We start from the raw sequence: 25,744 nt of genomic DNA, 5'->3' as shown, positions 1-25,744 counted from the left end.
GCTCCTCAGCTCGAAAGACGGGCCAGGATCAGAGGACCGAGGTCCGTGACGTCACCCGCGCCCATCGTCAGAACGAGATCACCGGGCCTGGCCATTCCCGCGACGACGTCCGGCACCGAGGCCTTGTCGTGGACCGGCGTGACGTCCGCGCCGGCCGCGCGCGCCGCGTCGATGATCAGCTCGCTGGTGATGCCGGGGATCGGGTCCTCACGCGCCGGGTAGATGTCCAGGACCACGGAGGCGTCGGCGAGGGCCAGGGCGTCGCCCATCTCCGTGCCGAGCTCCTGGGTGCGGGAGAAGAGGTGGGGCTGGAAGACCACGAGGAGGCGGGCGGCACCGGCGGCGCCGCGCATGGCCTCCAGGTCGGCCGTCATCTCGGTGGGGTGGTGGGCGTACGAGTCGATGACCTGGACACCGGCCGCCTCGCCCTTGAGCTGGAGGCGGCGGCCGACACCGGTGTACGCGGTGAGGGCCTGGGCCAGCTCCGCCGGGTCGATGCCCACGCGGGAGCCTGCGGCGAGGGCCGCGGCGGCGTTGTGGGCGTAGTGGCGTCCGGGCACCGAGACCGTGAAGGTGTGCTCGACGCCGTCGAGGACGACGACGACCTCGCTGGTCATGCCGTTCGGGACGATCGAGCGGATCCGGACGTCGGAGGTCTCGGACTCGCCGACGGTGATCACGTGCAGGTCGCGGTTGCCGGAGACGCGGGCGGCCAGCTCACGCGCGCCCGCGTGCTCCCCGACGACGAGGGTGCCGCCGGGGCGGATCTTGGCGGTGAAGGCCTCGAAGGACTCGTAGATCTCGTCCATGGAGGCGTAGTTCGCGTGGTGGTCCAGCTCGACGTTGAGGACGATCGCGACCTCGGGGTCGTACTTCTGGAAGCTGCGGTCGCTCTCGTCGGCCTCGGCCACGAAGACCTGCCCGTCGCCGTGGCGGGCGTTCGTGCCCGGTCCCGCGAGGTCGCCGCCGATGGCGTACGAGGGGTCGAGGCCGAGCTCGGTGAGCGCGACGGCCAGCATGGACGTGGTCGTCGTCTTGCCGTGCGTGCCGGCCACGGCGATCGCCCGCAGGCCGTCCATGAGGGAGGCGAGTGCGTCGGAGCGGTGGACGACGGGGATGCCGAGCTCGGCGGCGCGGGCCAGCTCGGGGTTGTCGGCGCGGATGGCGCTGGAGACGACGACGGCGGAGGCGTCGTCGGCGAGGTGGGCGGCGGCGTGCCCGATGTGCACCGTGACCCCGAGCGCGCGGAGCGCCTCGGCGGTCGCGGACTCCTTCGCGTCGCTGCCGGCGACCTTCGCTCCGCGCTGGGCAAGGATCTTGGCGATGCCCGACATTCCGGCACCGCCGATGCCGATGAAGTGCGGCCGTTCCATGGCGGCAGGGATGGCGGGTGCCATGAGTGTTCTCCCCGGGGGACGACGTACAGGAGGTCCCCAGCCTAGTGGCTCCCTACGACACCTCCGGGCCCCGGCGTGACAGTGTCGGCGCGCATGGTCCGCCCGGGGCCGGCGACGCCACGGCAGGACGCCGACGGCGGGAGGGGGGGGGGGGGCCGGCCGGGGCCCCCCCCCCCCCCCCCCCCCCCCCCCGGGGGCCCCCCCCCGGGGGGGGCCCCCCCGACGCCCCCCCCCCCCCCCCGTGTGGGGGGCCCCCCCTGAGGACGGCGGGTGGGGGCGGCGGCCCGGCCGGGCCGCCGCCCCCTCCCGCCGTCCTCAGGCGGGCTCCGCCTCACTGTGGGCGAACAGCTTCAGGACCGGCACGCCGACCTTGTGGCGGGCCCGCGACGCCCAGTCCCGGTGGAAGAACTCCTCCACGTAGTGCGGTGCCGTCAGGACGATCACCTCGTCCGCTTCGGACTCCTCGACCACCGACTTCATCTTGTTCAGGGGGTGGTCCTCGACCACCTGTCCGACCGCCTCGCAGCCGGCGTTCCGCAGTGCCTGCAGCGAGTACTCCAGGGCCTGCTCGGCGGGGACACGGGCCGCCTTGCCCTCCGGTTCCCCGCCCTCGCGGGTCGCTTCCTTGAGCTCGCCCATGGCGACGTCGTCGATGGCGCGCAGCAGGACATCGGCCTGGTCACCCCGGGGCTGCATCAGCACGATGAACGACACGTTCTCCTCGCCGTGCAGGGTGGTGACGAACTCCACGTCGACGGACGTGAGGGGCTTCTCGATCATCAGAACGCTTGTGAACACCTCAGGAGCCCTTCTGCGGAAACCATCCTTCCCCGTGCCCGCACGGGGTCTACGGGGGTAAGTGTGCCCAGCGGAAGCTAACCGGAACGACAAATTCCGCCGATTGTCAGATCCGACGGTAGCGGGTGAAAAGGAACCCGGCCTCCTCCAGCACGGACGCCACGGCGAACCGTTGCGGCACGGCCACCGAAGGCCCTCCGGCGATGCGCTGCGCGGCGCCCGCCGTCATCGTCGGCGACACCGTCAGACACAGCTCGTCGAGGACCCCGGCCGCCACGAACTGCCCCAGGAGCCGGGGACCGCCCTCGGTCAGCTGACGCCGCAGGCCCCGCTCCGCGAGCGCCGCCACCGCGCGGGCCGGCTCGACCCCGGGCCCGTCCCCCGCGATCACCACCTCCGCCCCCGCCTTCCCCGCCTCGGCCACCCGGTCGGCGGGTGCCACCGCACCGGTCAGGACGAGGGTCGGTACCAGCGGCTCGGTGAACAGCGGCGCGGAGAAGTCCAGGTCGAGCGAGGCGCTGACCACCGCGATCACCGGCGCGGGGCCCTGCCCGGCCGCCTCCCGGCGAGCCGCGAAGGCCTCACGCGCGCGTGCCGGGCGGTACCCCTCCTGCCGTACCGTCTGCGCCCCGACGACGATCACGTCCGCAAGACCCCGCAGCGTGCCGAAGATCCGCATGTCGCTGTCGGAGGAGAGGGGCTGGGAGCGGCCGTCGTGCTGTCCGGCGCCGTCGAGGGAGGAGACCATGTTGGCGCGCAGCCAGGTCTCACCCGGGGCGAGACCGGGGTACGCGTAGGCGTCGGCGAGCTCGTCGAGTGACCACTCACTGTCACCGAGCGCGTGCGGACCGGCGTCGTCGGTGGCTGTCATGTCCGTCACAGGGAACAGGCGTCGCATCCTCGCAGTCTGACACGGCGCATAGAGTGGGGAACTGTGTCGACCCGTGCCTCCCACACCTCCCGCGCCATAGCCGAAGCGGCTTCCACCGAAGCCGCCCCGGTCTCCCTCTGTGCCCGGGAGCCCCGCGTCCCCGCCGACCGCCTCGTCGCGGAGATGGTTCCGCCGCCCCGGTTCGACTCGGTGCGCTTCGACACGTACATCCCGGACCCGAACCAGCCGAGCCAGACCGACGCGGTCAAGGCCCTGAGCTCGTTCGCCGAGGGGCTCGGCGGCGCCCACGCCACCGGCGCCGGCAAGCGCCCGGCCCTGAGCCGCTGGTTCGCGAAGAAGCCGGCCGCCCCCAGCGGGCCGCGCGGCGTCTATCTCGACGGCGGATACGGCGTCGGCAAGACCCACCTGCTCGCCTCTCTCTGGCACGCCACGCCCGCCGAGCCCGGGCTCAAGGCCTTCGGCACCTTCGTGGAGCTGACCAACCTGGTGGGCGCGCTGGGCTTCCAGCAGACCGTGCGCACGCTCAGCGGCCACCGGCTGCTCTGCATCGACGAATTCGAACTGGACGACCCGGGCGACACCGTCCTCGTCTCCTCGCTCCTCAGCCGGCTCGTCGAGGAGGGTGTGGCGCTCGCCGCGACCTCCAACACCCTGCCGGGCAAGCTGGGCGAGGGCCGGTTCGCCGCCGCCGACTTCCTGCGCGAGATCCAGGGCCTCTCGGCCCACTTCCGTCCGCTGCGGATCGACGGCGAGGACTACCGCCACCGCGGGCTGCCCGAGGCGCCCGCCCCGTACTCCGAGGAGCAGGTGACCAAGGCGGCGTACGCGACGCCGGGCGCCTCGCTCGACGACTTCCCGCACCTCCTCGACCACCTGGCCAAGGTCCACCCCAGCCGCTACGGCGCGCTCACCGACGACCTGACGGCGGTCTGCCTCACGGACGTACGGGCGGTCCCGGACCAGTCGACGGCGCTGCGGCTCGTCGTCCTCGCCGACCGTCTGTACGACCGCGAGGTCCCGGTGCTCGCCTCCGGGCTCCCCTTCGACCGTCTGTTCAATGAAGAGATGCTGAAGGGCGGGTACCGCAAGAAGTACTTCCGGGCGATCTCCCGGCTCACGGCCCTGGCACGAGACGCGAAGGCCTTGGTCGAGCAGTAGGTTGGGGGCCATACCCGATCGAAGGGATACACCATGGCCACCGTCCGTCACGCCCACACCATCTGGGAGGGCGACCTCCTCAAGGGCAAGGGCGTCGTCACCCTCGACTCCTCCGGCCTCGGCGAGTACCAGGTCTCCTGGCCTTCCCGCGCCGAGGAGCCGAACGGCAGGACCAGCCCCGAGGAGCTGATCGCGGCCGCGCACTCCTCCTGCTTCTCGATGGCGCTGTCCCACGGCCTGGCCGGCGCGGGCAACCCGCCCACCCGCCTGGAGACCAAGGCCGACGTCACCTTCCAGCCCGGCGAGGGCATCAAGGGCATCCACCTGACCGTGCGCGGCGAGGTCCCCGGCCTGGACGCGGAGCAGTTCAAGGCGGCGGCCGAGGACGCCAAGAAGAACTGCCCGGTGAGCCAGGCGCTCACCGGCACGACGATCACGCTGGACGCCGATCTCGCCTGATCGCGCCCTGCCTGCCCGGGGCTGATCGCACGCCGATCGCACGCCGGCGTCCGACCGGTCGCAGACCGGTCGGACGCTGATCACCCGCGCCACATGAGGCCGTTGTGGCCCGCATGGTTCTCCTGTCACCACCTTGCGTGGTACACACATGCGGGTCACACGTCACAGCACACACCTGTCCGCCAACAGGAACAGTGGGTTGCCTCATGTCCGCAACACGACGTCAGATCCTGTCCCGCACCGGCGCGTCCGTCGCCGGCATCGCCTTCGCGGGCTCCTTCACCGAACTCTTCGCCGGTACGTCGGCCGCTCGCGGTCACTCCGGCTACGGTCCGCTGGTCCCCGACCCCGACGGCCTCCTCGACCTCCCCGAGGGCTTCCGCTACACCGTCCTCTCCCGCGAGGGCGACCTCCTCCGCTCCGGCGAGGGCCCCGTCCCGAGCAACTTCGACGGCATGAGCGCCTTCGCCGGCCGCCGCGGGCGGGTCCATCTGGTCCGCAACCACGAGAACCGGGCGACCGGCCGCATCGGGGTACCGACCGTCGCCGGGCTGACGTACGACCCCGCGGGAAAGGGCGGCTGTACGGCGCTCACGCTCGACGGCCGCGGCAACGTCCTCGGCGAGCGCGTCGCGATCGCGGGCACCGCGGTCAACTGCGCCGGCGGGCCCACCCCTTGGGGCACCTGGCTCACCTGCGAGGAGACCGAGGACAGGGCCGGGACCAACGGGTACACCAAGGACCACGGCTTCATCTTCGAGGTCGACGGAGCCGACCCGCACCGCACCGGAGCCGTACCGCTCACGGCCATGGGCCGCTTCCAGCACGAGGCGATCGCCGTCGACCCGCACAGCGGGATCGTGTACGAGACGGAGGACGCGTTCGAGCGGCCCTTCGGGCTCTTCTACCGCTTCCTGCCCGAGGTGCCGATGGGCGGCCACGGTTCGCTGCGCGCGGGCGGGGAGCTGCAGGCGATGCGGGTGCCGGGAGTGCCCGACCTCTCCGTGATCCAGGAGACCGGGGCGAGCTTCGAACGCGTCGAGTGGGTGCCGGTGCCGGACCCCCTGGCCGTCGAGACCGCCATCAGACACCAGGACTTCGGGCCGAAGGGCATCACCCACGCGCAGAAGCTGGAGGGCTGTTACTGGGGCGGGCGGTCCGTCTACTTCGTCTCGTCCTTCGCCCGCACCGGCGACGGATCCGGCGGGACCCACTTCGGCCAGGTGTGGAAGTACGAGCCGCACCGGCGCCGTCTGACGCTCGTCGTCGTCTTCGGCCCGAGCACCGACATCCAGCTGCCCGGCGAGTCGCCGGACAACATCTGTCTCGCCCCGAGCGGCGGGCTGATGGTCTGCGAGGACGGCAACGGAGCCCAGCACGTCTACGGGCTGAGCCGCCGGGGCGAGGTGTACGCGGTGGCACGCGGGGCGCAGAACATCGGCAGCCCTGAGGCGCCGGAGTGGGGCGAGTTCGCGGGCGTCACCTTCTCCCCGGACGGCCGGACGATGTACGTCAACTGCTACACACCCGGCACGACGTTCGCGGTGACCGGCCCGTGGTGCTGACGTAGCCACGGGCCAGCGGTCGCGCGTCCCCCCGTTCCGTCGCAGGATCGGGGGGAAGGCGCGGGGTGGACGGGAAGGGTGGCGAGGTGGCGAAGAAGGACCGGAAGCAGGAGAAGGAGCCCGGCGAGAAGCGGAAGAGCCGGGCCAAGAAGGACGGGTCGAAGAAGGACGGGTCGAAGAAGGACGGGTCGAAGAAGGACGGGTCGAAGAAGGACGGGTCGAAGAAGAGCGCGTCGAGGACGGACGGGTCGAGGAACGGCGCGTCGGAGCACGGATCCGGACAGCTCCGGCCGCAGAAGCAGCCGGTCCTGCGTGACCTCCTGCGCGTGCCCGTCGGGAAGCACGTCGACCTCTCCGCGTACTCCGCCTCGCGCATCCCCGCCGGACCGGCGGGGAAGGCGGCGGGGATCGAGGCGACCGCCCTGCTCGCACCCCGCCTCGCCTCGTACCAGGAGCGTCTGTACGCGGCGAGCACGGCCGGCGACCGCCGCCGGCTGCTGCTCGTTCTCCAGGGCATGGACACCAGCGGCAAGGGCGGCACGGTCAAGCATGTGATCGGCCACTTCAACCCCTCCGGCTGCCGCATCCGCGCGTTCAAGGCGCCTACGGCGGAGGAGCGCGGCCACCCGTTCCTCTGGCGGATCGCGCGGGCCCTGCCGGTGCCGGGCGAGATCGGCATCTTCGACCGCTCGCACTACGAGGACGTCCTCATCGCCCGCGTCCGCGAGCTGGTGCCGCGCCGTGACCTCGGCCGCCGCTACGGCCAGATCAACCGCTGGGAGGAGTCCCTCGTCGACGACGGCGTGACGGTCGTCAAGGTCTTCCTGCACATCTCGTACGAGGAGCAGCGCACCCGGCTCCTGGAGCGCCTCGACAACCCCGAGAAGCACTGGAAGTTCAACAGGGGCGACATCGAGGAGCGCGCGCTGTGGCCCGCGTACCAGGAGGCGTACGAACTGGCCCTGGAACGCTGCTCGACCGAGGCGGCACCCTGGTACGTGGTCCCGGCCGACCGCAAGTGGTACCGCAACTGGGCCATCAGCGCGCTGCTCCTGGAACACCTGGAGGCCCTCGACCCCCGTTACCCGCCGGGCGACTTCGACGTGTCGGAGAGCCGGAGGCTGCTGCTCGCGAGCTGAGCTTCCGCTCGCGGTGGACTCGTGCCCGGTTGGTGTCGAGCCGTCGGCGTTGAGCCCGGGCGATCGGATAACTTCCGTTCGTGACCACTTCTGTACGAAAAATGTCGACACTTGCTGTGCTGGGGGCCGTACTCGTCGGCTGCGGCGGGGGCGCGGCCGACACGGCGGCGGCTCCCGACCGCCCGTCCGCCTCACCGTCGAGCTCGTCGTCCGGGGCGAGCCCGAGCCCGAGCGCGAGCGCCGGTGCCGCTCCCGGGCAGCCGGCCGTCGCGCGCAAGGCGCCGCCGACGATGGCGCCGGGGCCGGGAGGGCTCACCCCGGTATTCGAGCGGGCCCCCAGAACCGGAGGCGACAGCACGGACAAGGTCGTCGCGCTCACCTTCGACGCCGACATGACGGCCGACCAGGGGCCGCGGGCGGCGGGCGGCGAGCGCTTCGACAATCCGCAGCTGATCGAGACCCTGCGGAGGCTGAAGGTCGACTCGACGGTCTTCATGACCGGCCGGTGGGCCGAGGAGTACCCGGACCAGGCCCGGTCCATCGGCACCGACCCCCGATTCGAGATCGCCAACCACTCGTACAGCCACTACGCCTTCGCCGCACCCTGCTACGGCCTGCCGACGGTGGCGAAGCAGGACATGGCCGCCGATGTGAAGCGGGCCTTCGTGGCGTTCCGGAAGGCCGGGGCGCGCAACGTCGTCCCGTACTTCCGCTTCCCGGGCGGCTGCTACGACGACCGGGCGCTGCGCGCGCTCGCGCCCGCGAAGGTCACGGCCGTTCAGTGGGACGTGGTCAGCGGCGACGCCTTCGCGAAGGACGGCGACGCGGTGGCCGAGCAGGTCCTCGACGGGGTGAGACCGGGCTCGCTGGTGGTCATGCACTGCACCCGCAGCGCGGCCCCCGTCACGGAACAGGCCATCCGCCGGATCGTCCCCGCACTCCGGGCCAAGGGCTACCGCTTCGTGAAGGTCTCCGAGCTGATGGCGGAACGGGAGTCCTAGGCGGGCGGGCTCACCCTGCGGACCGGCCTCGTCCGCGTCGTCGAACGCTCATTCCCGCCACGCCGTGGCTCTGGTGCTCACGGCCGCCGCAGCAGCGGCGAGGGCCAGGGCGGCCGCGAGGGCGGGCCACGGGAGCGGGACGGTCGCGGTGCGGGAGCCGGTGACCAGGGCCGTCACCGCGTGGCGCGCCGGTGAGCCGGGCGTCACGAGCGCGAGGAGCGAGCCGAGGACCAGGGCGGTCAGGGACCAGCCGCGGGAGCGGACGAGCGGCCGGGTGGTCAGGGCGCCCACGGCGGCGCCCGTCAGGACGCAGACCGTGGTGGCGAGGAGACCGGCGGTCCCGGCCCGGACCGGGTCGACGCGGCGGAGGTCGCTCACCGCGGTCACGCCGAGGACGGCGACGAAGCCGAGCAGCGCCGCGCAGGCCACGGCGGCCAGGACCGACGCGAGATGGGCCCGTTCACGTCCGGCCGCGGCGGCCACCACGTGGCGGGCGGCGGACGGTTCCTGACCGAGACAGATCCGTACGAGCCAGGCCGTCACGGGGAGCAGCGCGGCGGCCGTGTAGCCGAGGGCGCCGAGCACGGGCTCCCCGGCCTGGACGCCGACGCCGAGGAACACCGCGTACAGCAGCACGGGCGCGAGCCAGCGCTGGGAGCGGATGAGCAGGTCGGTCCGGTAGCGCAGGAGTGCGGTCATACCCGTCCCGACCGGAGGGCTTCGGTGGTCGCCAGTTCGTGGATGTGCCAGGAGGCTTCGAGCAGGGCCCGCAGCGTCGTGTCGGAGTGCGCCGCGTCGACCGCGTACACCGTCGTGCCGTCGGGTCCGGGCTCGTACGAGGGCGAGCCGGGCAGTCCGTCGGGGAGCGGGCGCCCGCCGGAGGCCACGATCCGCGCCCGGGTCCGCGGGCCCTCGTCGTGTCGCGGGGTCCCGGGTCGTACCCGTCCCGCCTCCACCGTGAACGCGGCGTCGGCCTCCCCCGCGAGCCTTCTCGGGTCGTGGTCGACGAAGACGACCGTCCCGCCCGCCGTGACCCGCTCGCGGACGGCACGGTCCAACTGCTCCCGCGCGCCCGTGTCGAGGCCGGTCCACGCCTCGTCGAGGACCAGGAGGCCGGGGCCGGCGAGCAGGGCCTGGGCGACGGCGACCTTCTGGCTGCTGCCCTTGGAGAGTTCGGCGAGCGGGGTGTCGGCGAAACGGGCCGCGCCGAACCGCTCCAGCCACTCCCCCGCCCTCCCGGCCGCCTCCGTCCTGCCGAGCCCCTGGACGCGCCCGAGGTGGGTCAGAAAACCGCGCGCGGTGAAGGGCAGGGTGGCCGGGAAGCGCTCGGGAACGTACGCCGTGCGTCGCGGCCTGCCAATGATCCGGCCCTCCGTCGGCGCGTCGATGCCCGCGACGAGCCGGAGCAGCGTCGACTTGCCGGTGCCGTTGGTGCCCGTGATCCTGACGAGGCTGCCCGCGGACAGGCCGAGTTCGACCTCGCGCAGTACCCACGGGCCGCGCAGGCCGTACCGGCGTCCCACCCGCGCCAGGTTCAGTTCGACGTCTTCTGCGGGGTGAGCTCGCTGGGCCGGACGATGACGAAGCCCTCGCCCTCCAGCTTCAGCTGGACGGCCTCGCCCGAACCGCCGCGGATCATCGAGCCGACGGACTGCGAGCGGTGCAGCGAGGTCTGCAGCTGGTGGCTCCAGCCGACGACGGCGTCGGTGTCCACGAAGACCGGGAACTGCGACGTGACGGGAATGACGATCGGGTTGCCCTCACAGATCAGGGCGATCTTGCCGTAGCCGGTGAAGACGCTGTTGAAGAGTCCGCCGCCGGTCATGCCGGCGCCCTTCACCGTCTTGATCTCGTAGCTGAGGGTGGAGTCGAAGCAGAGGACGTTGCGGCCGTTCACGGTGAACGCGTCGTTCTGCTCGATGTCGACGATGAAGCAGTTCTGCGCCTCGTGCGCGAACCAGGCCTCGCCCTGACCGCGCACGGCCATGAGCGCCAGGCCCTCGCCGGTGACGGCGCGCTTGAGCATCCCGCCGATGCCCTGGCCCTTGCGCTCGAACTGGAGGTTGCCGCGGAAGGCGATCATCGAGCCTTGCCGCGCCTGCATCTCGCCGTTGACGGCGTACTTGACACACTTGGCGTTCTGCAGGGTCATACCGGGGAACGTGGCGGTCTCGGCAAGGTTCTCGCCGGCGAAAAGGTCGCTCTTCATGGGGGCATCCTGTCCCGGAACCGTCCATTCCTCCAAGAAGCGTCTCTGCGGACGGTGGCAGACTTGCCAGGTGAGCAGCGAAGAGACCGACATCCGCGACGAGAAGCCCCAGTTCGTCCTCCCCCTGGTGGTACGGATCGAGCGGGCCGAGCCCCCGGCCCGTACCGACGCCCTGGAGACGGCCGCCCGCGCCGTCCTGGAGATCCTCGCCGACGAGCGCTCGTCCGGAGACGGCGTGTGGGCACGGATCATGACCGACTGGCAGGACGCCCGCATCCGCAAGGTCGTGCGCCGGGCGCGCGGCGCGGAGTGGCGGCGCGCGGAGGCGCTCCCGGGCATCACGGTGACGGGTGAGGCCGCGGAGGTACGGGTGTTCCCGCCGGTCCCGCTGGACGGCTGGCCCAAGGAACTGGCCAAGCTCCAGGTGTCGGGCACCGATCTGGAGGACCCGGCCGCCCCGGGTGCCCCGCGCCCGGGCGCGGCGCTGCTCCGGCTCAACCCGGAACTGGACATGTCCGCCGGCAAGGCCATGGCCCAGGCGGGGCACGGCGCGCAGTTGCTGTGGTGGGAGATGTCCGAGTCCGACCGCAAGGCGTGGCGCGAGGCCGGGTTCCCGCTGGCCGTGCGCACGGCCGATCCGGCGCGCTGGGCGGAGCTGACCGCGAGCGGTCTGCCGGTGGTGCGGGACGCCGGATTCACGGAGATCGCTCCCGGTTCGTGCACGGTCGTGTCCGAATTCCCCGCGCTCGGTTCGCTCGGCGACTGAACACGCCCGTCCCGTAGTACGTATCTCCCGATACCGCCAAGGGGGTTGAACGGAACCCTCGTTGCCGGTTCAGTTCCGGTGACCGATATTTCGAACGTACGGGAGAGACACCTTGTCGCTACGCGTCAATGGGACGGCACTCATCATCGCGGCGCTGGTCGCGACGGTCGGCGCGCTCGCCTTCCCCGTCTGGTCCTACGCCGACCGCTCCGGAACCGGCCAGGCGAACCTCAACGCGTCGAGCGTCGCCACGCAGTGGGGGCCGCTGTCGGCCACGGACCGCGACTTCCTGGTCAAGGTGCGGCTGGCCGGCCTCTGGGAGCTCCCGGCCGGCCAGCAGGCCATTCAGCGCGCCCCGAGCAAGGCGATGGTGGACTGCGGCGACCATCTCGTCGTCGGCCACACCGACCTGGACCGGCGGGCCCGCACCGTGGCGGCGAAGCTGGGCGTCGAGCTGCCGAACCAGCCGACCGAACAGCAGCAGGGGTGGCTGGACGAGCTGACGGCGGCGAGCGGCCAGGAGTACGAGCGGAAGTTCGCGAACCTCCTGCGCAACGCGCACGGCAAGGTGTTCGCGCTGATCGCGGAGGTCCGGCACACCACACGCAACACGCTCATCCGCCAGCTGGCGAGCGACGCGAACCAGACGGTCCTCGACCACATCACCATGCTGGAGGCCACCGGGATGGTCGACCACGACGCGCTGGCGAACGAGGCGGCCGGCCGGAAGACGGCGCCGCCCACGGGCCCGCCGGTCGTGTCCTCGCCCGCGACCCCCTCGCCGGTCGGGCCGTCCGGGACCGACCAGTCGTTCACCTCACGTCCGGTGCCGGAGGGCGGGCTCGTGACGCCGCACTCGGAGCCGTAGCGCCGCCGAAACCTCAAATCAACCTCTGAACGTCCCCCTGACTGGATTCGAACGTGCCCGGCGGGGCCATCACGTGGGGGACTGAAGGAGGGGGACATGACGGAACTCGGCATCGGCATCGGCTGGCGGCCGGAGATCGCGGAAGCGGTCGAGGCGCTCCCGGGCGTCGACTGGGTGGAGGTCGTGGCGGAGAACGTCTGCCCGGGCCATCTGCCCGACTCGCTGACGCGGCTCCGCTCGCGCGGGGTCACGGTCGTCCCGCACGGCGTCTCGCTGGGCCTCGGCGGCGCGGACCGGCCGGACGCGGGACGGCTCGCCGATCTGGCGGCGACGGCGACGGCGCTGGGGGCGCCGCTGGTCACGGAGCACATCGCGTTCGTCCGGGGCGGGGGCGCGCTCACCGCGACGCCGGCCTTGGAGGCGGGCCACCTGCTGCCCGTGCCGCGCACACGGGACGCGCTGGACGTGCTGTGCGAGAACGTCCGGATCGCCCAGGACGCGCTGCCGGTCCCGCTGGCCCTGGAGAACATCGCGGCGCTGATCTCCTGGCCGGGGGAGGAGCTGACCGAGGGCCGGTTCCTGGCGGAGCTGGTGGAGCGTACGGGGGTACGGCTCCTGATCGACGTGGCCAACCTGCACACGAACCACGTCAACCGGGGCGAGTCCCCGTCGAAGGCGCTCTCGGAGCTCCCGGTGGAGGCGATCGCGTACGTCCACGTGGCGGGCGGCCTCATGCGCGACGGCGTCTGGCACGACACCCACGCCCACCCGGTTCCGGAGCCCGTCCTGGACATCCTGGCGGAACTGGCGTCCCGGGTCTCCCCGCCGGGCGTCCTGCTGGAACGGGACGACAACTTCCCCGCGTCCGAGGAGCTGGCGTCGGAGCTGACGACGATCAGGGATCGGCTCTCCCTGGCCGGGACCGCCGGCGCCGAGGCGGCGACGGCCGCTACCGCACCCGCGCCCGAGCACGCGCTGCTGATCGGCGCGGGCGCCCGGGTCTCGGGCGGTCCGATGCCGCAGCCGTCGAGTGGTCAGCTGCCGCGGTCGTCGGGCGCGCCGCTGCCGCAGCCCCGGCCTGCGGAGTCCGCGTCGGCGGCATCCGCGGCCGCGGGGTCCGCAGTCACTGGGTCCGTGGTCGCTGGGTCTGCGGTCGCGGCACGCGGAGGCGTGGCACCCGGGGGCGCCGACAGGCGGCCCGCCGCCGTCGAGCCCGGAGCGGTCCGCGTCACCGCACCGGCCGAGAGTCCCGGCAGCCCGCGCGGCGCGGGCGCACGGGAACGGGTCGCCGTGGCGCAGGCCGCGCTGCTGTCCGCGCTCGTCGCCGGGACGCCCGTGCCCGAGGGGTTCGACCCGGTGCGGGTAGGGGTGCAGAGCCGGGCCCTCGTAGGGAAGCGGGCCGACGTGATCGCCAAGATCGCGCCCGAGCTCCCCGGGATCCTCGGCGACGACTACCGGCCCTGGTTCCGCGCGTACGCCAGGTCCCGCCCCATGACCGGCGGCTACCGCCGTGACGCGCTCGCCTTCGTCGAGCACCTGCTCGTCGCCGGACGCCCCGAGGACCCGGACGCCCGGCGCCGCCTCACCCGCTGGTGGCAGGAGCGCACCGACACGCGCCCGCCCGGCCCCGCCACCCGACTCATCCGCGCTGCCCGCGCCGCACTCGTACGGAGGTGACGCCCTCATGAACCTGATCGCACTGATCTTCTGGGCCACCGTGATCACCGGCTGCACCCTGCTCATCGTCAGCCTCCGGTCCGCCCGCGCGGACCGCGGCGGTTCCGTCCACGACGCCGCCGAGGCGGCGTTCCTGGCCGGCGGCCCGCCCCGGGTCGTGGACATGGCCCTGGCGACCCTGCACGCCGAGGGGCTGATCGGGGTCGGGGGCCCCGGCCTCGTCGTCGTCCTCCGTCCCGACCTGCGGGCCCGGGACCATGTCGGCCGTGCCGTACTGGAGCAGCTCGCGGCCGCTCCCAGCGGCGCCCTGCACGAGCTGCGCCTCGCGGTGATGCGCAGCCCCGCCGTCCAGGAGATCGGCGACGGCCTCGCCGCGCGGGGTCTGATGGTGGCCCCGGACGCCCGGCGCGCCGGCGGGCGCGCGTGCCTCGCCCTCGGCATCGGGTCGCTCGCGCTGCTCGTCACCTCGATCATCCTGACCGCGAGCGCCGACCGAGAGGCGTTCGAGGTGCCGTTCTTCGTCAAGGTGATCTTCGTCCTCTTCGCAGGCATCGTCACTGCCCTGGTCTGCGCCGCGTACAACGCCAACCGCGCCACCCGAGGCGGCCGGCGGGCGTCGGCCGAGTACCACCGGGACCACGTGTACGACGCCGACGCCGGGCACCAGGTGGCGCTGCGCGGACTGCGCGGGGTGCAGGATGCCGAGCTGCGGACCCAGCTGATCGCGGCGGCCCGTATGCCCGTCGCCAGGACCCGGCCCGCCACCGCGCCCGGCGCGTCGCGCCCGCACGGCACGCACCACGCGCACGGCACGTCCGGCGGGGACGCGGTCCTGATCCCGGTGCTCTGGTGCGCGGGCACTCCGGGCAGCCCGGGCGGCTGCGGCGGCGCTTCCGGCAACACGGGAGGCTCCGGCGGCGGAGGCGGGACGGACAGCGGGTTCGGCGGCGGCTGTTCCGCGAACGCCTGCTCCGGCGGCTCGTCGGGCGGGTCGAGCTGTTCGAGCTCCGGCGGCGGCAGCTCGTGTTCCGGCTCCAGCGGTTCGAGCTGTTCCAGTTCCAGTGGTTCGAGCTGCTCGAGCTCCAGCGGTTCCAGCTGTTCCAGCTCCAGCGGCTGACCGGGTCGACTCCCGCGACACCGGCCCGAGAAGCTTTACAACGGGGTGGCGGCCGTGCCCACGATCCTGCCGTGAAAGCCCTCGCGTTGACCGGAACCGTCGGGTCGTTGCTGCTGACCTCCCTCACCGCCGCACCCGCCCCCGCCCTGGACGCCCCGCCCGCCGAGACCGGCGGCACCGTGGCCGCCGCCCGCCGCGCGGCCGCCGAAGGAATCCGCTTCGGCGGCTGCCCGGCGGCCGAGAAGCTGCCGCCGTCCGTCCGGTGCGGCACCGTCCGGGTCCCCCTCGACTACGCGGACCCCGACGGTGTCCGGATTCCGCTCACCGTCAGCCGGCTCAGGGCCTCGGGGCCGTCCGCCGACCGGCAGGGCACGCTCGTCTTCAACCCGGGCGGCCCCGGCGCCTCGTCGACGTACTTCCCCCTGGTCGCCGAACTCCCGGCCTGGAAGCGGATCGCCGCCGCGTACGACCTGGTCGGCTACGCCCCGCGCGGCGTGGGCGCCTCCGCCCCGGTCTCCTGCCAGGACCCCGCCGACCGTCCCAAGGGCCCCACCCCGGCGCCCACCCACCCCTCCGAGGTCTACAAGCGGGAGCGGATCGCCCGCGCGAAGACGTACGCGCAGGGCTGCGCGAACCGCACCGGCGCTGCGCTGCGGCACTACCACTCGCTCAACAACGCCCGTGACCTGGAGGTGCTGCGCGCCGCGCTCGGCGAGCCCAAACTCACGTACATGGGCGCCTCCTACGGCACGTACTTCGGCGCGCTGTACGCGACGCTCTTCCCGCACCGGGTGCGCCGCATGGTCTTCGACGCTCCGGTCCACCCCGCGCCGGGGAAGATCTGGTACGCCAACAACCTCGACCAGTCACGCGCGTTCGAGGCCCGCTGGACCGACTTCCGCAGATGGGTCGCCCGGCACGACAAGGTGTACGGCCTGGGCGCCACCGTCGAGGAGGTCCAGCAGAGTTACGAGAAGGTCCGCGCCGAACTCGCGGCACGGCCGGCCGGCGGGCGCGTCGGGCCGGGGCAGCTGCACGGGGCGATGCTCCAGGCCGGGTACCACGACGGTTTCTGGCCGCTGCGGGCCACGGCGCTCGCCCGGTATCTGAAGGGCGACCCGAAGCCGCTGATCGAGCAGGCCGCGCCGAGCGAGAAGGTCACGCAGTCCACGGGCAACGGGGCGGCCGTCTACACGGCGGTGGAGTGCAACGACGCGCCGTGGCCGGAGGACTTCGCCGTCTGGGACCGGGACAACACCCGGCTGGCGAGGGTCGCGCCGTTCGAGACCTGGGACAACGTCTGGGCCAACCTGCCCTGCGCGTACTGGAAGGCGCCCCGGCAGAGGCCGCTGGACGTGCGGACCGGTCCCGGGGTGCTGCCGCCGGTGCTGATCCTGGCCGCCGAGCGGGACGCGGCCACACCGTACGCAGGGGCCCTCGAACTGCAGCGCAGGCTGGCGGGTTCGGCGCTGGTGACCGAGCGGGAGGCCGGTACGCACGGGATCGGGGGCGGGGCGAACGCCTGCGTCAACGGGTACCTGGAGAGCTATCTGCTGACGGGGGCCGTGCCGGAGACCGCCGGAGGGACGCCGGTGCGGCGCGCGTCGTGCGCGCCGCACCCGGAGCCGGACCCGGTGTCGCTGGAGCGGCGTACGGAACTCCGTCCGCCGTCTGATCTTCCGGGTCGAGAGGCGACGGCCCGGCAGGCAGCCGGGCCGTCACCGAGTCGGTAGGGCGGCCGTCAGGCCAGGCCCGCCACCAGGTCCGCCACGGAACGGCGGCGGCCGGTGTAGAACGGCACCTCCTCGCGGACGTGCATCCGCGCCTCGGAGGCCCGCAGGTGGCGCATGAGGTCGACGATGCGGTGCAGCTCGTCGGCCTCGAAGGCCAGGATCCACTCGTAGTCGCCGAGCGAGAACGAGGCGACCGTGTTGGCGCGGACGTCGGGGAAGCCCCGGGCCATCTTGCCGTGGTCCGCGAGCATCCGGCGGCGGTCCTCGTCCGGCAGCAGGTACCAGTCGTAGGAGCGCACGAAGGGGTAGACGCTCACGTAGTCGCGGGGCGTCTCGTCGGCCAGGAAGGCCGGGATGTGCGACTTGTTGAACTCGGCGGGGCGGTGCAGCGCCATGTTCGACCAGACCGGCTCCAGCGCGCGGCCCAGCCTGGTGCGGCGGAAGAGGTTGTACGCGTCCTGGAGCTCGTCGCTGGTCTCGGCGTGCCACCAGATCATGACGTCCGCGTCGGCGCGCAGACCGGAGAGGTCGTACGTGCCGCGGACGGTGATGTCCTTGGCCGCGAGCTGGTCGAACAGCTCCTGGACCTCGTCGGCGTAGCCGGCGCGGTCCTCGGGCAGGTTGTCGCGCAGCTTGAACACAGACCACAGGGTGTAGCGGATGACCTCGTTGAGGTCCTTCGCCTTCTTACCGGCGTTCGGGATCTTTTCGGGCGCACTCATACGCCTATTCTCGCCCGTCACGGACAGTGCCCTGCACCAGGGTGGGTGGTTGAGGACGTGGCGATGATCTCGTCGGCGAGACCGGCTGCGATCTCGTCGGCGGCGCGGGTGCCCGAGGCGATGCAGGCGGGGATGCCGACGCCGTCGTACACGGCCCCCGCCACACGCAGTCCGGGGACGCGGGCGACGGACTCGCGGATGCGGGCGACGCGGGCGAGATGGCCGACGGGGTACTGCGGCAGGCCGCCGGTCCAGCGGGTGACGGTGGTGTCGACGGGCCGCGCGGTCAGCCCGGCGGCCGCGGCGAGGTCCTTCAGGGAGGCCTCGACGAGGTCGGCGTCGTCGCGGAAGACCTGCTCCTCCTCGCCGTAGCGGCCGACGGAGGTGCGGAGGAGGAAGAGGTCGGGCGCGCCGTCGGCGACCCACTGCCACTTCTGGCTGGAGAAGGTGGACGCCTTGATGGTGTGTCCGTCGACGGGCGGCACGAGGAAGCCGGAGCCGGGCAGCGCGTGCACGTCCTGCCGCCGGAAGGCGAGGGTCACGAGCGCCATCGAGGCGTACTCGACGGCCCCGAGTTCGCCGGCGGCGACGGGCGCCTCGGTCGCGAGGAGTTCGGCGGCGGCCCAGGCGGGAGCGGCGAGGACGACCGCGTCGGCGAGGAACTCCCGGCCGCCGGCGTCGACCCGCCATGCTCCGCCGTCCGCCACGCGGCGCAGGCCGGTCACGGGCATGAGGGTCAGGATCTCGCCACCCGCCGCGCGGACCGCTCCGGCGACGGCCTCGGGGAGGGTGCCGATGCCGCCCTCGATGCCGAGGAAGGCGGAGCCGCCGAGGCCGGTGGCCGCGCCCGCGGCGTCGGACGGCGTCGCGGCGCCCGCGCGCTGGACGGCCCGGACGGCGTCGGTGAGCGTGGGGTGGGTGCGGGCGGCGGCGAAGAGCGCGGGGACGGCGGCCCGCATCGAGATGCGGTAGGCGTCCCCGGCGTACACCCCGCCGAGCAGCGGTTCGACGAGCCGGTCGACGACCTCGTGGCCCATCCGCTCGGCGACGTACGCGCCGATGGCGATGTCCTCGCCGATCTCGGCGGGCGGCAGGTCGCGCTCGTGCGCGACCCGGCGCAGGCCCTCGTCGGAGAGGAGTCCGGTGAGCGCGGCGGGATCGCCCGGGACGCCCATGACGTGGCCCTTGGGCATCGGACGCAGGGTGCCGCGGGTCCAGACGGACGCGGTGGTCGTGGCGGGCGGCCGGAGCCGGTCGCCGAGGCCGACGGCACGGGCGAGCGCGATCGCCTCGGGCCGGCGGGCGAGCAGGGACTCGGCACCGAGGTCGACGGGGGCGCCGGCGATCTCCCCGGCGAGCAGCTTGCCGCCGAGCCGGTCGGCGCCTTCGAGCAGCGTCACCCGGATCCCGGCCGAGACCAGCCGGTGGGCCGCCGCGAGACCGGCGATACCGCCTCCGACGACGACGACATGCCTGGTCCTGGTGTCCGCGTTCATGGCTCCACTCTCTCAAACCCGTTCCGAGGCCGGAACGTGACCGCATCGCTACCGCCCGGGCGAAACCCGGGCGCCCCTCCCCCACGTCGAACCGGCGACATTCGCCACCGTCCCAGGGGGGATTCCATGAGTGGAGCACGAAGAGCGGCCGTGGCGCTGCTGACGGTCTCGTTGGCGCTGACCGGCTGCGCCGCGGGCGCGTCGGACAGCGGCGCGGACAGCAAGGGGCTGAGCGCGGCGAAGCCCGCCGAGGGCGCCGAGGGCGCGGGCGCCGCCGACCGGGGCTACGAGGCGGACAAGGGGGCCGCGACCACGGAGAAGCCGGCCCCCGCGCTCCAGCGCCAGCACGTCATCCGTACCGCCGAGCTGGCCGTGGAGGTCGAGGACGCGGCCGGGGCGCTGGCCACCGCCCGCCGGGTGACCGAGGGTGCGGGCGGTCATGTCGCCAACGAGTCGACCGAGCGGATCGACGAGACGCACATGACCTCGCGGGTCGTGCTGCGCGTGCCGCAGGACGCGTACGACGCGGTGCTCGGGGAGCTCGCCGGCGCGGGCCGGCTGCTGTCCAGGAAGGCGGACGCGAAGGACGTCACCGAGCAGGTGGTGGACGTGGAGAGCCGGATCGCCACGCAGCGGGCGAGCGTCGACCGGGTGCGCGGGCTGATGGACCGGGCGACGCGGCTGAGCGACGTGGTCACCCTGGAGGGCGAGCTGAGCCGCCGTCAGGCCGACCTGGAGTCGCTGCTCGCCCAGCAGGCCTCGCTGAAGGACCGTACGACCATGGCCACGATCACCCTCGAACTCATGGAGGAGACGGAGCGGGCGCCGGACTCCGAGGACCGGCCGGGCTTCGGAGACGCTCTCGCGGGTGGCTGGAACGCGCTCGTGGCGGCACTGGCCTGGGCCGGGATCGTCCTGGCGGCAGCGGCTCCCTGGCTCGCGGTGGCCCTCCTCGGATATCTGGTGTGGCGCCTGCTCGTGCGCTCGCGGGCGCGCCGGGCGGAACGCTCCCCCGCCCCGGAGCCCGAGGTGCCTGGCGAGCCGGTCGGGCGCCAAGCCCCCGGAGCCGGGGCGGGCGCTGAAGAATAGAGGCATGAGCGAACGACTGGTGGTCATCGGCGGCGACGCGGCGGGCATGTCCGCCGCGTCGCAGGCACGCAGGCTCAAGGGCCCCGAGGAGCTGGAGATCGTCGCCTTCGAGCGCGGGCACTTCTCCTCGTACTCGGCCTGCGGCATCCCCTACTGGGTCGGCGGCGACGTCGACGAGCGCGACGAGCTGATCGCGCGTACCCCGGAGGAGCACCGGGCGCGGGACATCGATCTGCGGATGCGCACGGAGGTCGTCGAACTGGACGTGCCGGGGCAGAGGGTGCGCACGCGGGATCTGGAGTCGGGCGCCGAGGAGTGGACGGGATTCGACAAGCTGGTGATCGCGACCGGCGCGCGCCCGCTGCGGCCGCAGCTGCCGGGGATCGACGCCCCGGGTGTGCACGGTGTGCAGACGCTGGACGACGGGCAGGCCCTGATCGACTCGCTGGAGCGCACGGAGGGCCGGCGCGCGGTGGTCGTGGGCGCCGGGTACATCGGCGTGGAGATGGCCGAGGCGCTCCTGAAACGGGGCTACGAGGTGACCGTCCTCAACCGCGGCGAACAGCCGATGGCGACGCTCGACCCGGACATGGGCCGCCTCGTCCACCGGGTGATGGACGGCCTCGGGATCAGGACGGTGGGCTCGGCGGCGGTCACCAAGATCCTCACGGGGGACGACGGCCGGGTCAGGGCGGTGGCGACGGACGACGCCGAGTACCCGGCGGACGTGGTCGTCCTCGGGATGGGGGTGGTGCCGGAGACCCGCCTCGCGGAAGCGGCCGGGCTGCCGCTGGGCGTGCACGGCGGGCTGCTCACCGATCTCGCGATGCGGGTGCGGGGCCACGAGAACATCTGGGCGGGCGGTGACTGCGTGGAGGTGCTGGACCTGGTCTCGGGCCGGGAGCGGCACATCGCGCTCGGCACGCACGCCAACAAGCACGGCCAGGTCATCGGTTCGAACGTGGGCGGGGGCTATGCCACGTTCCCCGGCGTGGTCGGGACCGCGGTGTCCAAGGTGTGCGACCTGGAGATCGCGCGGACGGGTCTGCGCGAGAAGGAGGCCCGGGAGGTGGGCCTGCGGTACGTCACGGTGACGGTGGAGTCGACGAGCCGGGCGGGGTACTACCCGGGGGCGGCTCCCATGACGGTGAAGATGATCGCGGAGCGGCGTACGGGCCGGCTCCTCGGCGTGCAGATCGTGGGCCGTGAGGGCGCGGGCAAGCGGGTGGACATCGCGGCGGTGGCGCTGACGGCCGGGATGTCGGTGGAGCAGATCACGGCACTGGACCTGGGGTACGCGCCGCCGTTCTCGCCCGTGTGGGACCCGGTCCTGGTCGCGGCGCGCAAGGCGGTCGCGGCGGTACGCGCGGCGGGCTGAGAGCGCGAACGGCCCGGGGCGCCGACGGCCCGGGCGCGCCGACGACGAAAGGCGCCGTCGTCCCCCGGGCGGGGGACGACGGCGCCGTCACATCGAGACGTCCGGCGTCCGCTCAGACGGCCGTCTTCGTGTGGACGTACTCGACCAGGCGCGTCAGCGCGTCGGGGTCGGTCGTCGGCAGCACTCCGTGGCCCAGGTTGAAGACGTGCCCCTCGAGACCCTCGGCGGCGGCCAGGACCTCGTCCGTCTTGGCCTCGACGGCCTCGCGGGTGGAGAACAGCACGGCCGGGTCCAGGTTGCCCTGGAGGGCCTTGCCGGGGCCCACGCGCCGGGCGGCCTCGTCGAGCGAGACCCGGTAGTCGACGCCCATGACGTCCGCGCCTGCCTCGCCCATGAGGCCGAGCAGCTCACCCGTGCCCACACCGAAGTGGATGCGCGGGACGCCGTACGAGGCGACGGACTCCAGGACCTTCGCGGAGGCGGGCATCACGGAGCGGCGGTAGTCCGCGGGGGCCAGGGCGCCGACCCAGGAGTCGAAGAGCTGGACGGCGGAGGCGCCGGCCTCGATCTGGACCTTGAGGAAGGCCGAGGTGATCTCGGCGAGGCGGTCGAGCAGATCGGCCCACAGCTGCGGGTCGCCGTACATGAGCGCCTTGGTGTGCTCGTGGTTGCGGGACGGACCGCCCTCGACGAGGTAGCTCGCAAGAGTGAAAGGCGCGCCCGCGAATCCGATGAGCGGGGTGGAGCCCAGCTCTTCGGTGAGCATCCCGATGGCCTCGGTGACGTAGTGGACGTCCTCGGGGGTGAGGTCGCGCAGCCGGTCGAGGTCGGCGCGGGTACGGATCGGGTCGGCGACGACCGGGCCGACGCCGGGCTTGATGTCGAGGTCGATGCCGATGGCCTTGAGCGGGACCACGATGTCGCTGAAGTAGATCGCCGCGTCCACCTTGTGGCGGCGCACGGGCTGCAGCGTGATCTCGGTGACCAGCTCGGGCCGCATGCAGGACTCGAGCATCGGGATGCCCTCGCGGACCTTCAGGTACTCGGGAAGCGAGCGCCCGGCCTGCCGCATGAACCAGACCGGCGTGTGCGGCACCGGCTCCCGTCGGCACGCCTTGAGGAACGCGGAGTCGTGCGTCCGCGACTGCTGCTTCGTCTGCTGGCCCACGGGGCTTTCATTGGCACTCACGACCAGAATCTTCGCATGTGGCGGGAAGCCGCTCGCCCGGGCCGGGTGTCCCTCCCTGCGCGAGGCCCCCGTTCCGCCTACTCTTCCCCGCATGGCTGCGGCTCAGGGACATTTTTCCGATCATTCCGACGGTGACGGAGGTACGGGCGACACGGAGGCGAACGCGGTGCCCCCCGCATTCCGGCGGGCGGTCGACGCCCTGCGGGCGGCTCGGCTGCGGCCGGAGCTGGAGATCGACCCGACCAGGCCGCCGCAGCGCCTGGCCCCGTACGCGTACGCGCTGGAGGCGGCCGTCGTCGAGGGCGAGGACGATCTGGCCGACGGGCGGCTCGTGCTGCTGCACGACCCGGCCGGGCACGACGCCTGGAAGGGCACGTTCAGGCTGGTGACGCTCGTACGGGCGGAGCTGGAGCCCGAGATGGCGGCGGACCCGCTGCTGCCGGAGGTCTGCTGGTCGTGGCTGACCGGTGCGCTGGAGGCGCGGGGCCTCGCGTACGGGGAGGCGAGCGGCACGGTCACCCAGGCGGGCTCGCACTACTTCGGCGGGCTCGCCGAGCGCCGTCCGGCCACCCAGATCGAGATCCGGGCCTCCTGGACACCGCAGGACGCCCTGGGCGGCGCGCCGGACACCGCGGCGCATCTGGCGGCCTGGTCGGACCTGCTCTGCCAGATCGCGGGGCTCCCGCCGTCGCTCCCCGACCCGGGGGCGGGCACGATCTCGGGCGCGGGGGTCGTCTCCCTCCCCCAGCGCAGAGGCCCGCAGCAGGCGTGAGGGCGGCTCCGGCACGGGCCCGGCGGGGCCCCGGCCAGGGGCTTTCGGCGGCGGCCGGCGGAGGCTCACTCGTAGGATGATCGATCACGCGTCCGAATTGCCCCAATTGTTACTCACCAAATCGTGATCTTTCCCTAAAGGCGGGCGGCCCAGCTGCCGAAGAGGTCAATGACCCCTTCACCCCACGGGTTCGCCCCCGGCTTCTTCCCCGAGCCGGCTCCGTCCCGCATCTCCCCAGGAGGCCGTGTGTCCGTTCTCCTCGAGCAGCCCGCAAGCCTGGTCGCCTACCGCCCGAACAAGCCGACGGCCATGGTCGTCGTGGCCGACCCGCGCGTCCGCTCCACCGTCACCCGCCACCTGTGGGCCCTCGGCGTACGCGACGTGATCGAGGCGTCGTCCATCGCCGAGGCCCGTCCTCGCGTCGGCAACCCCCGCGACATCTGCGTGGCTGACGTCCACCTCCCGGACGGCAGCGGCCTGACGCTGCTCTCCGAGACCCGCGCGGCGGGCTGGCCCAACGGCCTCGCCCTCTCCGCGGCCGACGACATCGGCGCGGTGCGCAACGCACTGGCCGGCGGCGTCAAGGGCTACGTCGTCACCGGTACGCGTACCAACATCGGGCACCCCTCCCGCCCCGGGGCCGCCCCCATCGGCGCCGCGGCGGCCCGCCTCGGCCACCGCCGCCCCCCGGGTGCCCCGAGCCACCCGGGCGGCTACCGCGAGCTCTCCGGCCGTGAGGTCGAGGTGCTCCGGCTGGTGGCCGAAGGCCAGTCGAACAAGGCGATCGGCGTGTCCATGGGCCTCTCCGCCCTGACCGTCAAGAGCCACCTGGCCCGCATCGCGCGCAAGCTGGGCACGGGCGACCGGGCCGGCATGGTCGCGGTGGCGCTGCGCACCGGAATCATCCACTGAGTCCAACGAGTCCCCGAACGGGCATCCCGCGCGGTTGACGAAAGATCGGCGCCTGTCGACGGAACGTTCCGGCGTTCTGTCGACAGGCATTTGCCGATTCACAGATACCCTTGACACGTGACCGACGCCCAAGAGACCGCAGCAGACACAGCACTGCGAACCACCGGGGGCGCTCCCCCGGACGACGACGTCCCTGCGAATGGGCTGCCGATCCCCTTGCTGGAGCCCCGTGAGGGCATTCCGCCCGTCGTGACCACCGCCGAGGGGCTCGCCGAGGTGATCGCCGCGTTCGCCGCAGGCCACGGCCCTGTCGCCGTCGACGCCGAGCGCGCCTCCGGATACCGCTACGGCCAGCGCGCCTACCTCGTCCAGCTCCGCCGCGCGGGCGCGGGTACCGCGCTCGTCGACCCGGTGGGCTGCCCCGATCTGTCCGGCCTCGGCGAGGCGCTCACGGGGACGGAGTGGATCCTCCACGCCGCGACCCAGGACCTGCCGTGCCTGCGGGACATAGGCATGACGCCGACCACGCTGTTCGACACCGAGCTGGCCGGCCGGCTCGCGGGCTTCCCGCGGGTGGGGCTCGGGGCCATGGTCGAGTCCGTACTCGGCTACGCCCTGGAGAAGGGGCACTCCGCGGTGGACTGGTCCACCCGCCCGCTGCCCGAGCCCTGGCTCCGGTACGCCGCGCTGGACGTCGAGCTTCTCGTCGACCTGCGTGACGCACTGGAGAAGGAGCTGGACCGGCAGGGCAAGCTGGAGTGGGCGCTGCAGGAGTTCGACGCGATCGCCTCGGCCCCGCCCGCCCCGCCGCGCAAGGATCCGTGGCGGCGGACGTCCGGCATGCACAAGGTGCGGCGCCGGCGCCAGATGGCCGTCGTACGGGAGCTGTGGACGGCCCGGGACCGGATCGCCCAGCGGCGGGACGTCTCGCCGGGCAAGGTGCTGAGCGACGCGGCCATCGTGGAGGCCTCGCTCGCGCTGCCGGCGAACGTGGCCGCCCTCACCCTGCTGCCGGGCTTCGGCCACCGCATGGGCCGACGCCAGCTGGAGCAGTGGCAGGCGGCCGTGGACCGGGCGAAGGCGCTCCCGGACAGCGAGCTCCCGCAGCCCGGCCAGACGGTCGCGGGCCCGCCCCCGCCGCGCGCCTGGGCGGACAAGGACCCGGCGGCGGCCGCCCGGCTCTCGGCCGCCCGTACCGCGGTCTCGGCCCTCGCGGAGGAGCTGAACCTCCCCCAGGAGAACCTGATCACCCCGGACACCGTCCGCCGCGTCTGCTGGGAGCCACCCGCCGGATCGACGGCCGACTCGGTGGCCGCCGCACTCGCCGGGTACGGAGCGCGCCCCTGGCAGATCGAGCTGGTGACGCCGCTGCTGGTGACGGCCCTGGCGGGCGCCGAGCAGTGACCC

General features: G+C 73.2%; 24 protein-coding genes. 15 read left to right on the top strand and 9 right to left on the bottom strand.

The window, feature by feature from the left end:
- Positions 1 to 5: 5 nt before the first annotated feature.
- The 3 genes from murC to ACF1G2_RS32440 all read right to left on the bottom strand — a co-directional run bounded on the left by murC (position 6) and on the right by ACF1G2_RS32440 (position 3,093).
- The gene (murC, locus tag ACF1G2_RS32450; RefSeq protein WP_391801734.1) at positions 6 to 1,397 is read right to left on the bottom strand and encodes a UDP-N-acetylmuramate--L-alanine ligase; all 1,392 of its coding nucleotides are present in this window, start codon (positions 1,395 to 1,397) and stop codon (positions 6 to 8) included.
- A 315-nt stretch (positions 1,398 to 1,712) separates the two neighbouring features.
- Positions 1,713 to 2,195: an indole-3-glycerol phosphate synthase gene (locus ACF1G2_RS32445; protein ID WP_391801733.1), complete on the bottom strand. Its 483-nt coding sequence runs from the start codon at positions 2,193 to 2,195 to the stop codon at positions 1,713 to 1,715.
- Positions 2,196 to 2,301: 106 nt separating this feature from the next.
- Positions 2,302 to 3,093, bottom strand: coding sequence for a pyrimidine reductase family protein (locus ACF1G2_RS32440; protein WP_391801732.1), 792 nt, complete (start codon positions 3,091 to 3,093; stop codon positions 2,302 to 2,304).
- A gap of 36 nt (positions 3,094 to 3,129) precedes the next feature.
- Between ACF1G2_RS32440 and zapE the strand changes: the two genes are divergently transcribed.
- The 5 genes from zapE (at position 3,130) to ACF1G2_RS32415 (ending at position 8,409) form a co-directional block, all read left to right on the top strand.
- Entirely contained in the window at positions 3,130 to 4,245 is a 1,116-nt protein-coding gene (gene zapE / locus ACF1G2_RS32435) for a cell division protein ZapE (RefSeq protein WP_391801731.1), read from the top strand.
- A gap of 33 nt (positions 4,246 to 4,278) precedes the next feature.
- Entirely contained in the window at positions 4,279 to 4,704 is a 426-nt protein-coding gene (locus ACF1G2_RS32430; protein ID WP_391801730.1) for an OsmC family protein, read from the top strand.
- Between the two features lie 206 nt (positions 4,705 to 4,910).
- A complete protein-coding gene (locus ACF1G2_RS32425) occupies positions 4,911 to 6,269 on the top strand; it encodes an alkaline phosphatase PhoX (protein WP_391801729.1) in 1,359 nt (452 codons plus the stop codon).
- 308 nt (positions 6,270 to 6,577) lie between these two features.
- Complete coding sequence (locus ACF1G2_RS32420; RefSeq protein ID WP_391801770.1) at positions 6,578 to 7,408, top strand: PPK2 family polyphosphate kinase; 831 nt, start codon at positions 6,578 to 6,580, stop codon at positions 7,406 to 7,408.
- A gap of 101 nt (positions 7,409 to 7,509) precedes the next feature.
- Entirely contained in the window at positions 7,510 to 8,409 is a 900-nt protein-coding gene (locus ACF1G2_RS32415) for a polysaccharide deacetylase family protein (RefSeq protein ID WP_391801728.1), read from the top strand.
- A 48-nt stretch (positions 8,410 to 8,457) separates the two neighbouring features.
- Here ACF1G2_RS32415 and ACF1G2_RS32410 read toward each other — a convergent pair whose 3' ends face one another.
- Genes ACF1G2_RS32410 through ACF1G2_RS32400 form a run of 3 tightly spaced genes read right to left on the bottom strand, consistent with a single transcriptional unit; the run spans position 8,458 to position 10,618 of the window.
- Entirely contained in the window at positions 8,458 to 9,108 is a 651-nt protein-coding gene (locus ACF1G2_RS32410) for an ABC transporter (RefSeq protein ID WP_391801727.1), read from the bottom strand.
- Positions 9,105 to 9,947, bottom strand: a complete 843-nt coding sequence (locus ACF1G2_RS32405; RefSeq protein ID WP_391801769.1) for an ATP-binding cassette domain-containing protein — start codon at positions 9,945 to 9,947, stop codon at positions 9,105 to 9,107. The genes ACF1G2_RS32410 and ACF1G2_RS32405 overlap by 4 nt, the downstream gene beginning before the upstream one ends.
- Positions 9,944 to 10,618, bottom strand: a complete 675-nt coding sequence (locus tag ACF1G2_RS32400) for an AIM24 family protein (protein ID WP_391801726.1) — start codon at positions 10,616 to 10,618, stop codon at positions 9,944 to 9,946. Before ACF1G2_RS32400 ends, ACF1G2_RS32405 begins: the two co-directional genes overlap by 4 nt.
- 70 nt (positions 10,619 to 10,688) lie before the next feature.
- Between ACF1G2_RS32400 and ACF1G2_RS32395 the strand changes: the two genes are divergently transcribed.
- The 5 genes from ACF1G2_RS32395 (at position 10,689) to ACF1G2_RS32375 (ending at position 16,779) form a co-directional block, all read left to right on the top strand.
- A complete protein-coding gene (locus ACF1G2_RS32395) occupies positions 10,689 to 11,384 on the top strand; it encodes a peptidyl-tRNA hydrolase (RefSeq protein WP_391801725.1) in 696 nt (231 codons plus the stop codon).
- A 112-nt stretch (positions 11,385 to 11,496) separates the two neighbouring features.
- On the top strand, positions 11,497 to 12,252 hold the full coding sequence (locus ACF1G2_RS32390; protein WP_391801724.1) for a DUF4142 domain-containing protein: 756 nt from the start codon (positions 11,497 to 11,499) through the stop codon (positions 12,250 to 12,252).
- Between the two features lie 96 nt (positions 12,253 to 12,348).
- Positions 12,349 to 13,929, top strand: a complete 1,581-nt coding sequence (locus ACF1G2_RS32385) for a DUF692 domain-containing protein (protein ID WP_391801723.1) — start codon at positions 12,349 to 12,351, stop codon at positions 13,927 to 13,929.
- A 7-nt stretch (positions 13,930 to 13,936) separates the two neighbouring features.
- Complete coding sequence (locus ACF1G2_RS32380) at positions 13,937 to 15,046, top strand: TIGR04222 domain-containing membrane protein (protein ID WP_391801722.1); 1,110 nt, start codon at positions 13,937 to 13,939, stop codon at positions 15,044 to 15,046.
- Between the two features lie 71 nt (positions 15,047 to 15,117).
- A complete protein-coding gene (locus ACF1G2_RS32375) occupies positions 15,118 to 16,779 on the top strand; it encodes an alpha/beta hydrolase (RefSeq protein WP_391801768.1) in 1,662 nt (553 codons plus the stop codon).
- A gap of 8 nt (positions 16,780 to 16,787) precedes the next feature.
- On the opposite strand, the gene hemQ is transcribed toward ACF1G2_RS32375, so the two are convergent.
- Positions 16,788 to 17,501, bottom strand: a complete 714-nt coding sequence (gene hemQ / locus ACF1G2_RS32370; protein ID WP_361674538.1) for a hydrogen peroxide-dependent heme synthase — start codon at positions 17,499 to 17,501, stop codon at positions 16,788 to 16,790.
- A 17-nt stretch (positions 17,502 to 17,518) separates the two neighbouring features.
- Entirely contained in the window at positions 17,519 to 18,997 is a 1,479-nt protein-coding gene (gene hemG / locus ACF1G2_RS32365; RefSeq protein ID WP_391801721.1) for a protoporphyrinogen oxidase, read from the bottom strand.
- A 126-nt stretch (positions 18,998 to 19,123) separates the two neighbouring features.
- On the opposite strand from hemG, the gene ACF1G2_RS32360 reads away from it, so the two are divergent.
- Positions 19,124 to 20,086, top strand: a complete 963-nt coding sequence (locus ACF1G2_RS32360) for a DUF4349 domain-containing protein (RefSeq protein ID WP_391801720.1) — start codon at positions 19,124 to 19,126, stop codon at positions 20,084 to 20,086.
- Between the two features lie 4 nt (positions 20,087 to 20,090).
- The gene (locus tag ACF1G2_RS32355) at positions 20,091 to 21,464 is read left to right on the top strand and encodes an FAD-dependent oxidoreductase (RefSeq protein ID WP_391801719.1); all 1,374 of its coding nucleotides are present in this window, start codon (positions 20,091 to 20,093) and stop codon (positions 21,462 to 21,464) included.
- Positions 21,465 to 21,576: 112 nt separating this feature from the next.
- Here the strand turns inward: ACF1G2_RS32355 and hemE are convergent, their stop codons facing one another.
- Positions 21,577 to 22,653 carry a uroporphyrinogen decarboxylase gene (gene hemE / locus ACF1G2_RS32350; protein ID WP_391801718.1) on the bottom strand — a complete coding sequence of 359 codons (1,077 nt, stop codon included), beginning with the start codon at positions 22,651 to 22,653 and terminating at the stop codon, positions 21,577 to 21,579.
- 91 nt (positions 22,654 to 22,744) lie between these two features.
- Here hemE and ACF1G2_RS32345 point away from each other — a divergent pair, with 91 nt between their 5' ends.
- From ACF1G2_RS32345 to ACF1G2_RS32335, 3 genes are all read left to right on the top strand, one after another.
- Positions 22,745 to 23,425, top strand: coding sequence for a DUF3000 domain-containing protein (locus ACF1G2_RS32345; protein ID WP_391801717.1), 681 nt, complete (start codon positions 22,745 to 22,747; stop codon positions 23,423 to 23,425).
- A 246-nt stretch (positions 23,426 to 23,671) separates the two neighbouring features.
- On the top strand, positions 23,672 to 24,337 hold the full coding sequence (locus ACF1G2_RS32340; protein WP_352186942.1) for a response regulator transcription factor: 666 nt from the start codon (positions 23,672 to 23,674) through the stop codon (positions 24,335 to 24,337).
- Between the two features lie 117 nt (positions 24,338 to 24,454).
- Positions 24,455 to 25,741 (top strand): ribonuclease D, encoded by a 1,287-nt coding sequence (locus tag ACF1G2_RS32335; RefSeq protein WP_391801716.1) that lies wholly within the window; start codon positions 24,455 to 24,457, stop codon positions 25,739 to 25,741.
- Positions 25,742 to 25,744 lie beyond the last annotated feature (3 nt).

The organism is Streptomyces sp. NPDC013457, from assembly GCF_043089925.1.
Taxonomy (GTDB): Bacteria; Actinomycetota; Actinomycetes; order Streptomycetales; family Streptomycetaceae; genus Streptomyces.
The sequence above is the reverse complement of the archived record's forward strand: the minus strand, read 5'-3'. Positions and strand labels throughout refer to the sequence as shown.

Coding starts and splice junctions, on each gene's coding strand:
- murC (WP_391801734.1), bottom strand. CDS start 1,397: ATGGCACCCGCCATCCCTGCCGCCATGGAACGGCCGCACTTCATCGGC.
- ACF1G2_RS32440 (WP_391801732.1), bottom strand. CDS start 3,093: ATGCGACGCCTGTTCCCTGTGACGGACATGACAGCCACCGACGACGCC.
- ACF1G2_RS32430 (WP_391801730.1), top strand. CDS start 4,279: ATGGCCACCGTCCGTCACGCCCACACCATCTGGGAGGGCGACCTCCTC.
- ACF1G2_RS32425 (WP_391801729.1), top strand. CDS start 4,911: ATGTCCGCAACACGACGTCAGATCCTGTCCCGCACCGGCGCGTCCGTC.
- ACF1G2_RS32415 (WP_391801728.1), top strand. CDS start 7,510: ATGTCGACACTTGCTGTGCTGGGGGCCGTACTCGTCGGCTGCGGCGGG.
- ACF1G2_RS32410 (WP_391801727.1), bottom strand. CDS start 9,108: ATGACCGCACTCCTGCGCTACCGGACCGACCTGCTCATCCGCTCCCAG.
- ACF1G2_RS32400 (WP_391801726.1), bottom strand. CDS start 10,618: ATGAAGAGCGACCTTTTCGCCGGCGAGAACCTTGCCGAGACCGCCACG.
- ACF1G2_RS32385 (WP_391801723.1), top strand. CDS start 12,349: ATGACGGAACTCGGCATCGGCATCGGCTGGCGGCCGGAGATCGCGGAA.
- ACF1G2_RS32380 (WP_391801722.1), top strand. CDS start 13,937: ATGAACCTGATCGCACTGATCTTCTGGGCCACCGTGATCACCGGCTGC.
- hemQ (WP_361674538.1), bottom strand. CDS start 17,501: ATGAGTGCGCCCGAAAAGATCCCGAACGCCGGTAAGAAGGCGAAGGAC.
- hemG (WP_391801721.1), bottom strand. CDS start 18,997: ATGAACGCGGACACCAGGACCAGGCATGTCGTCGTCGTCGGAGGCGGT.
- ACF1G2_RS32360 (WP_391801720.1), top strand. CDS start 19,124: ATGAGTGGAGCACGAAGAGCGGCCGTGGCGCTGCTGACGGTCTCGTTG.
- ACF1G2_RS32355 (WP_391801719.1), top strand. CDS start 20,091: ATGAGCGAACGACTGGTGGTCATCGGCGGCGACGCGGCGGGCATGTCC.
- ACF1G2_RS32345 (WP_391801717.1), top strand. CDS start 22,745: ATGGCTGCGGCTCAGGGACATTTTTCCGATCATTCCGACGGTGACGGA.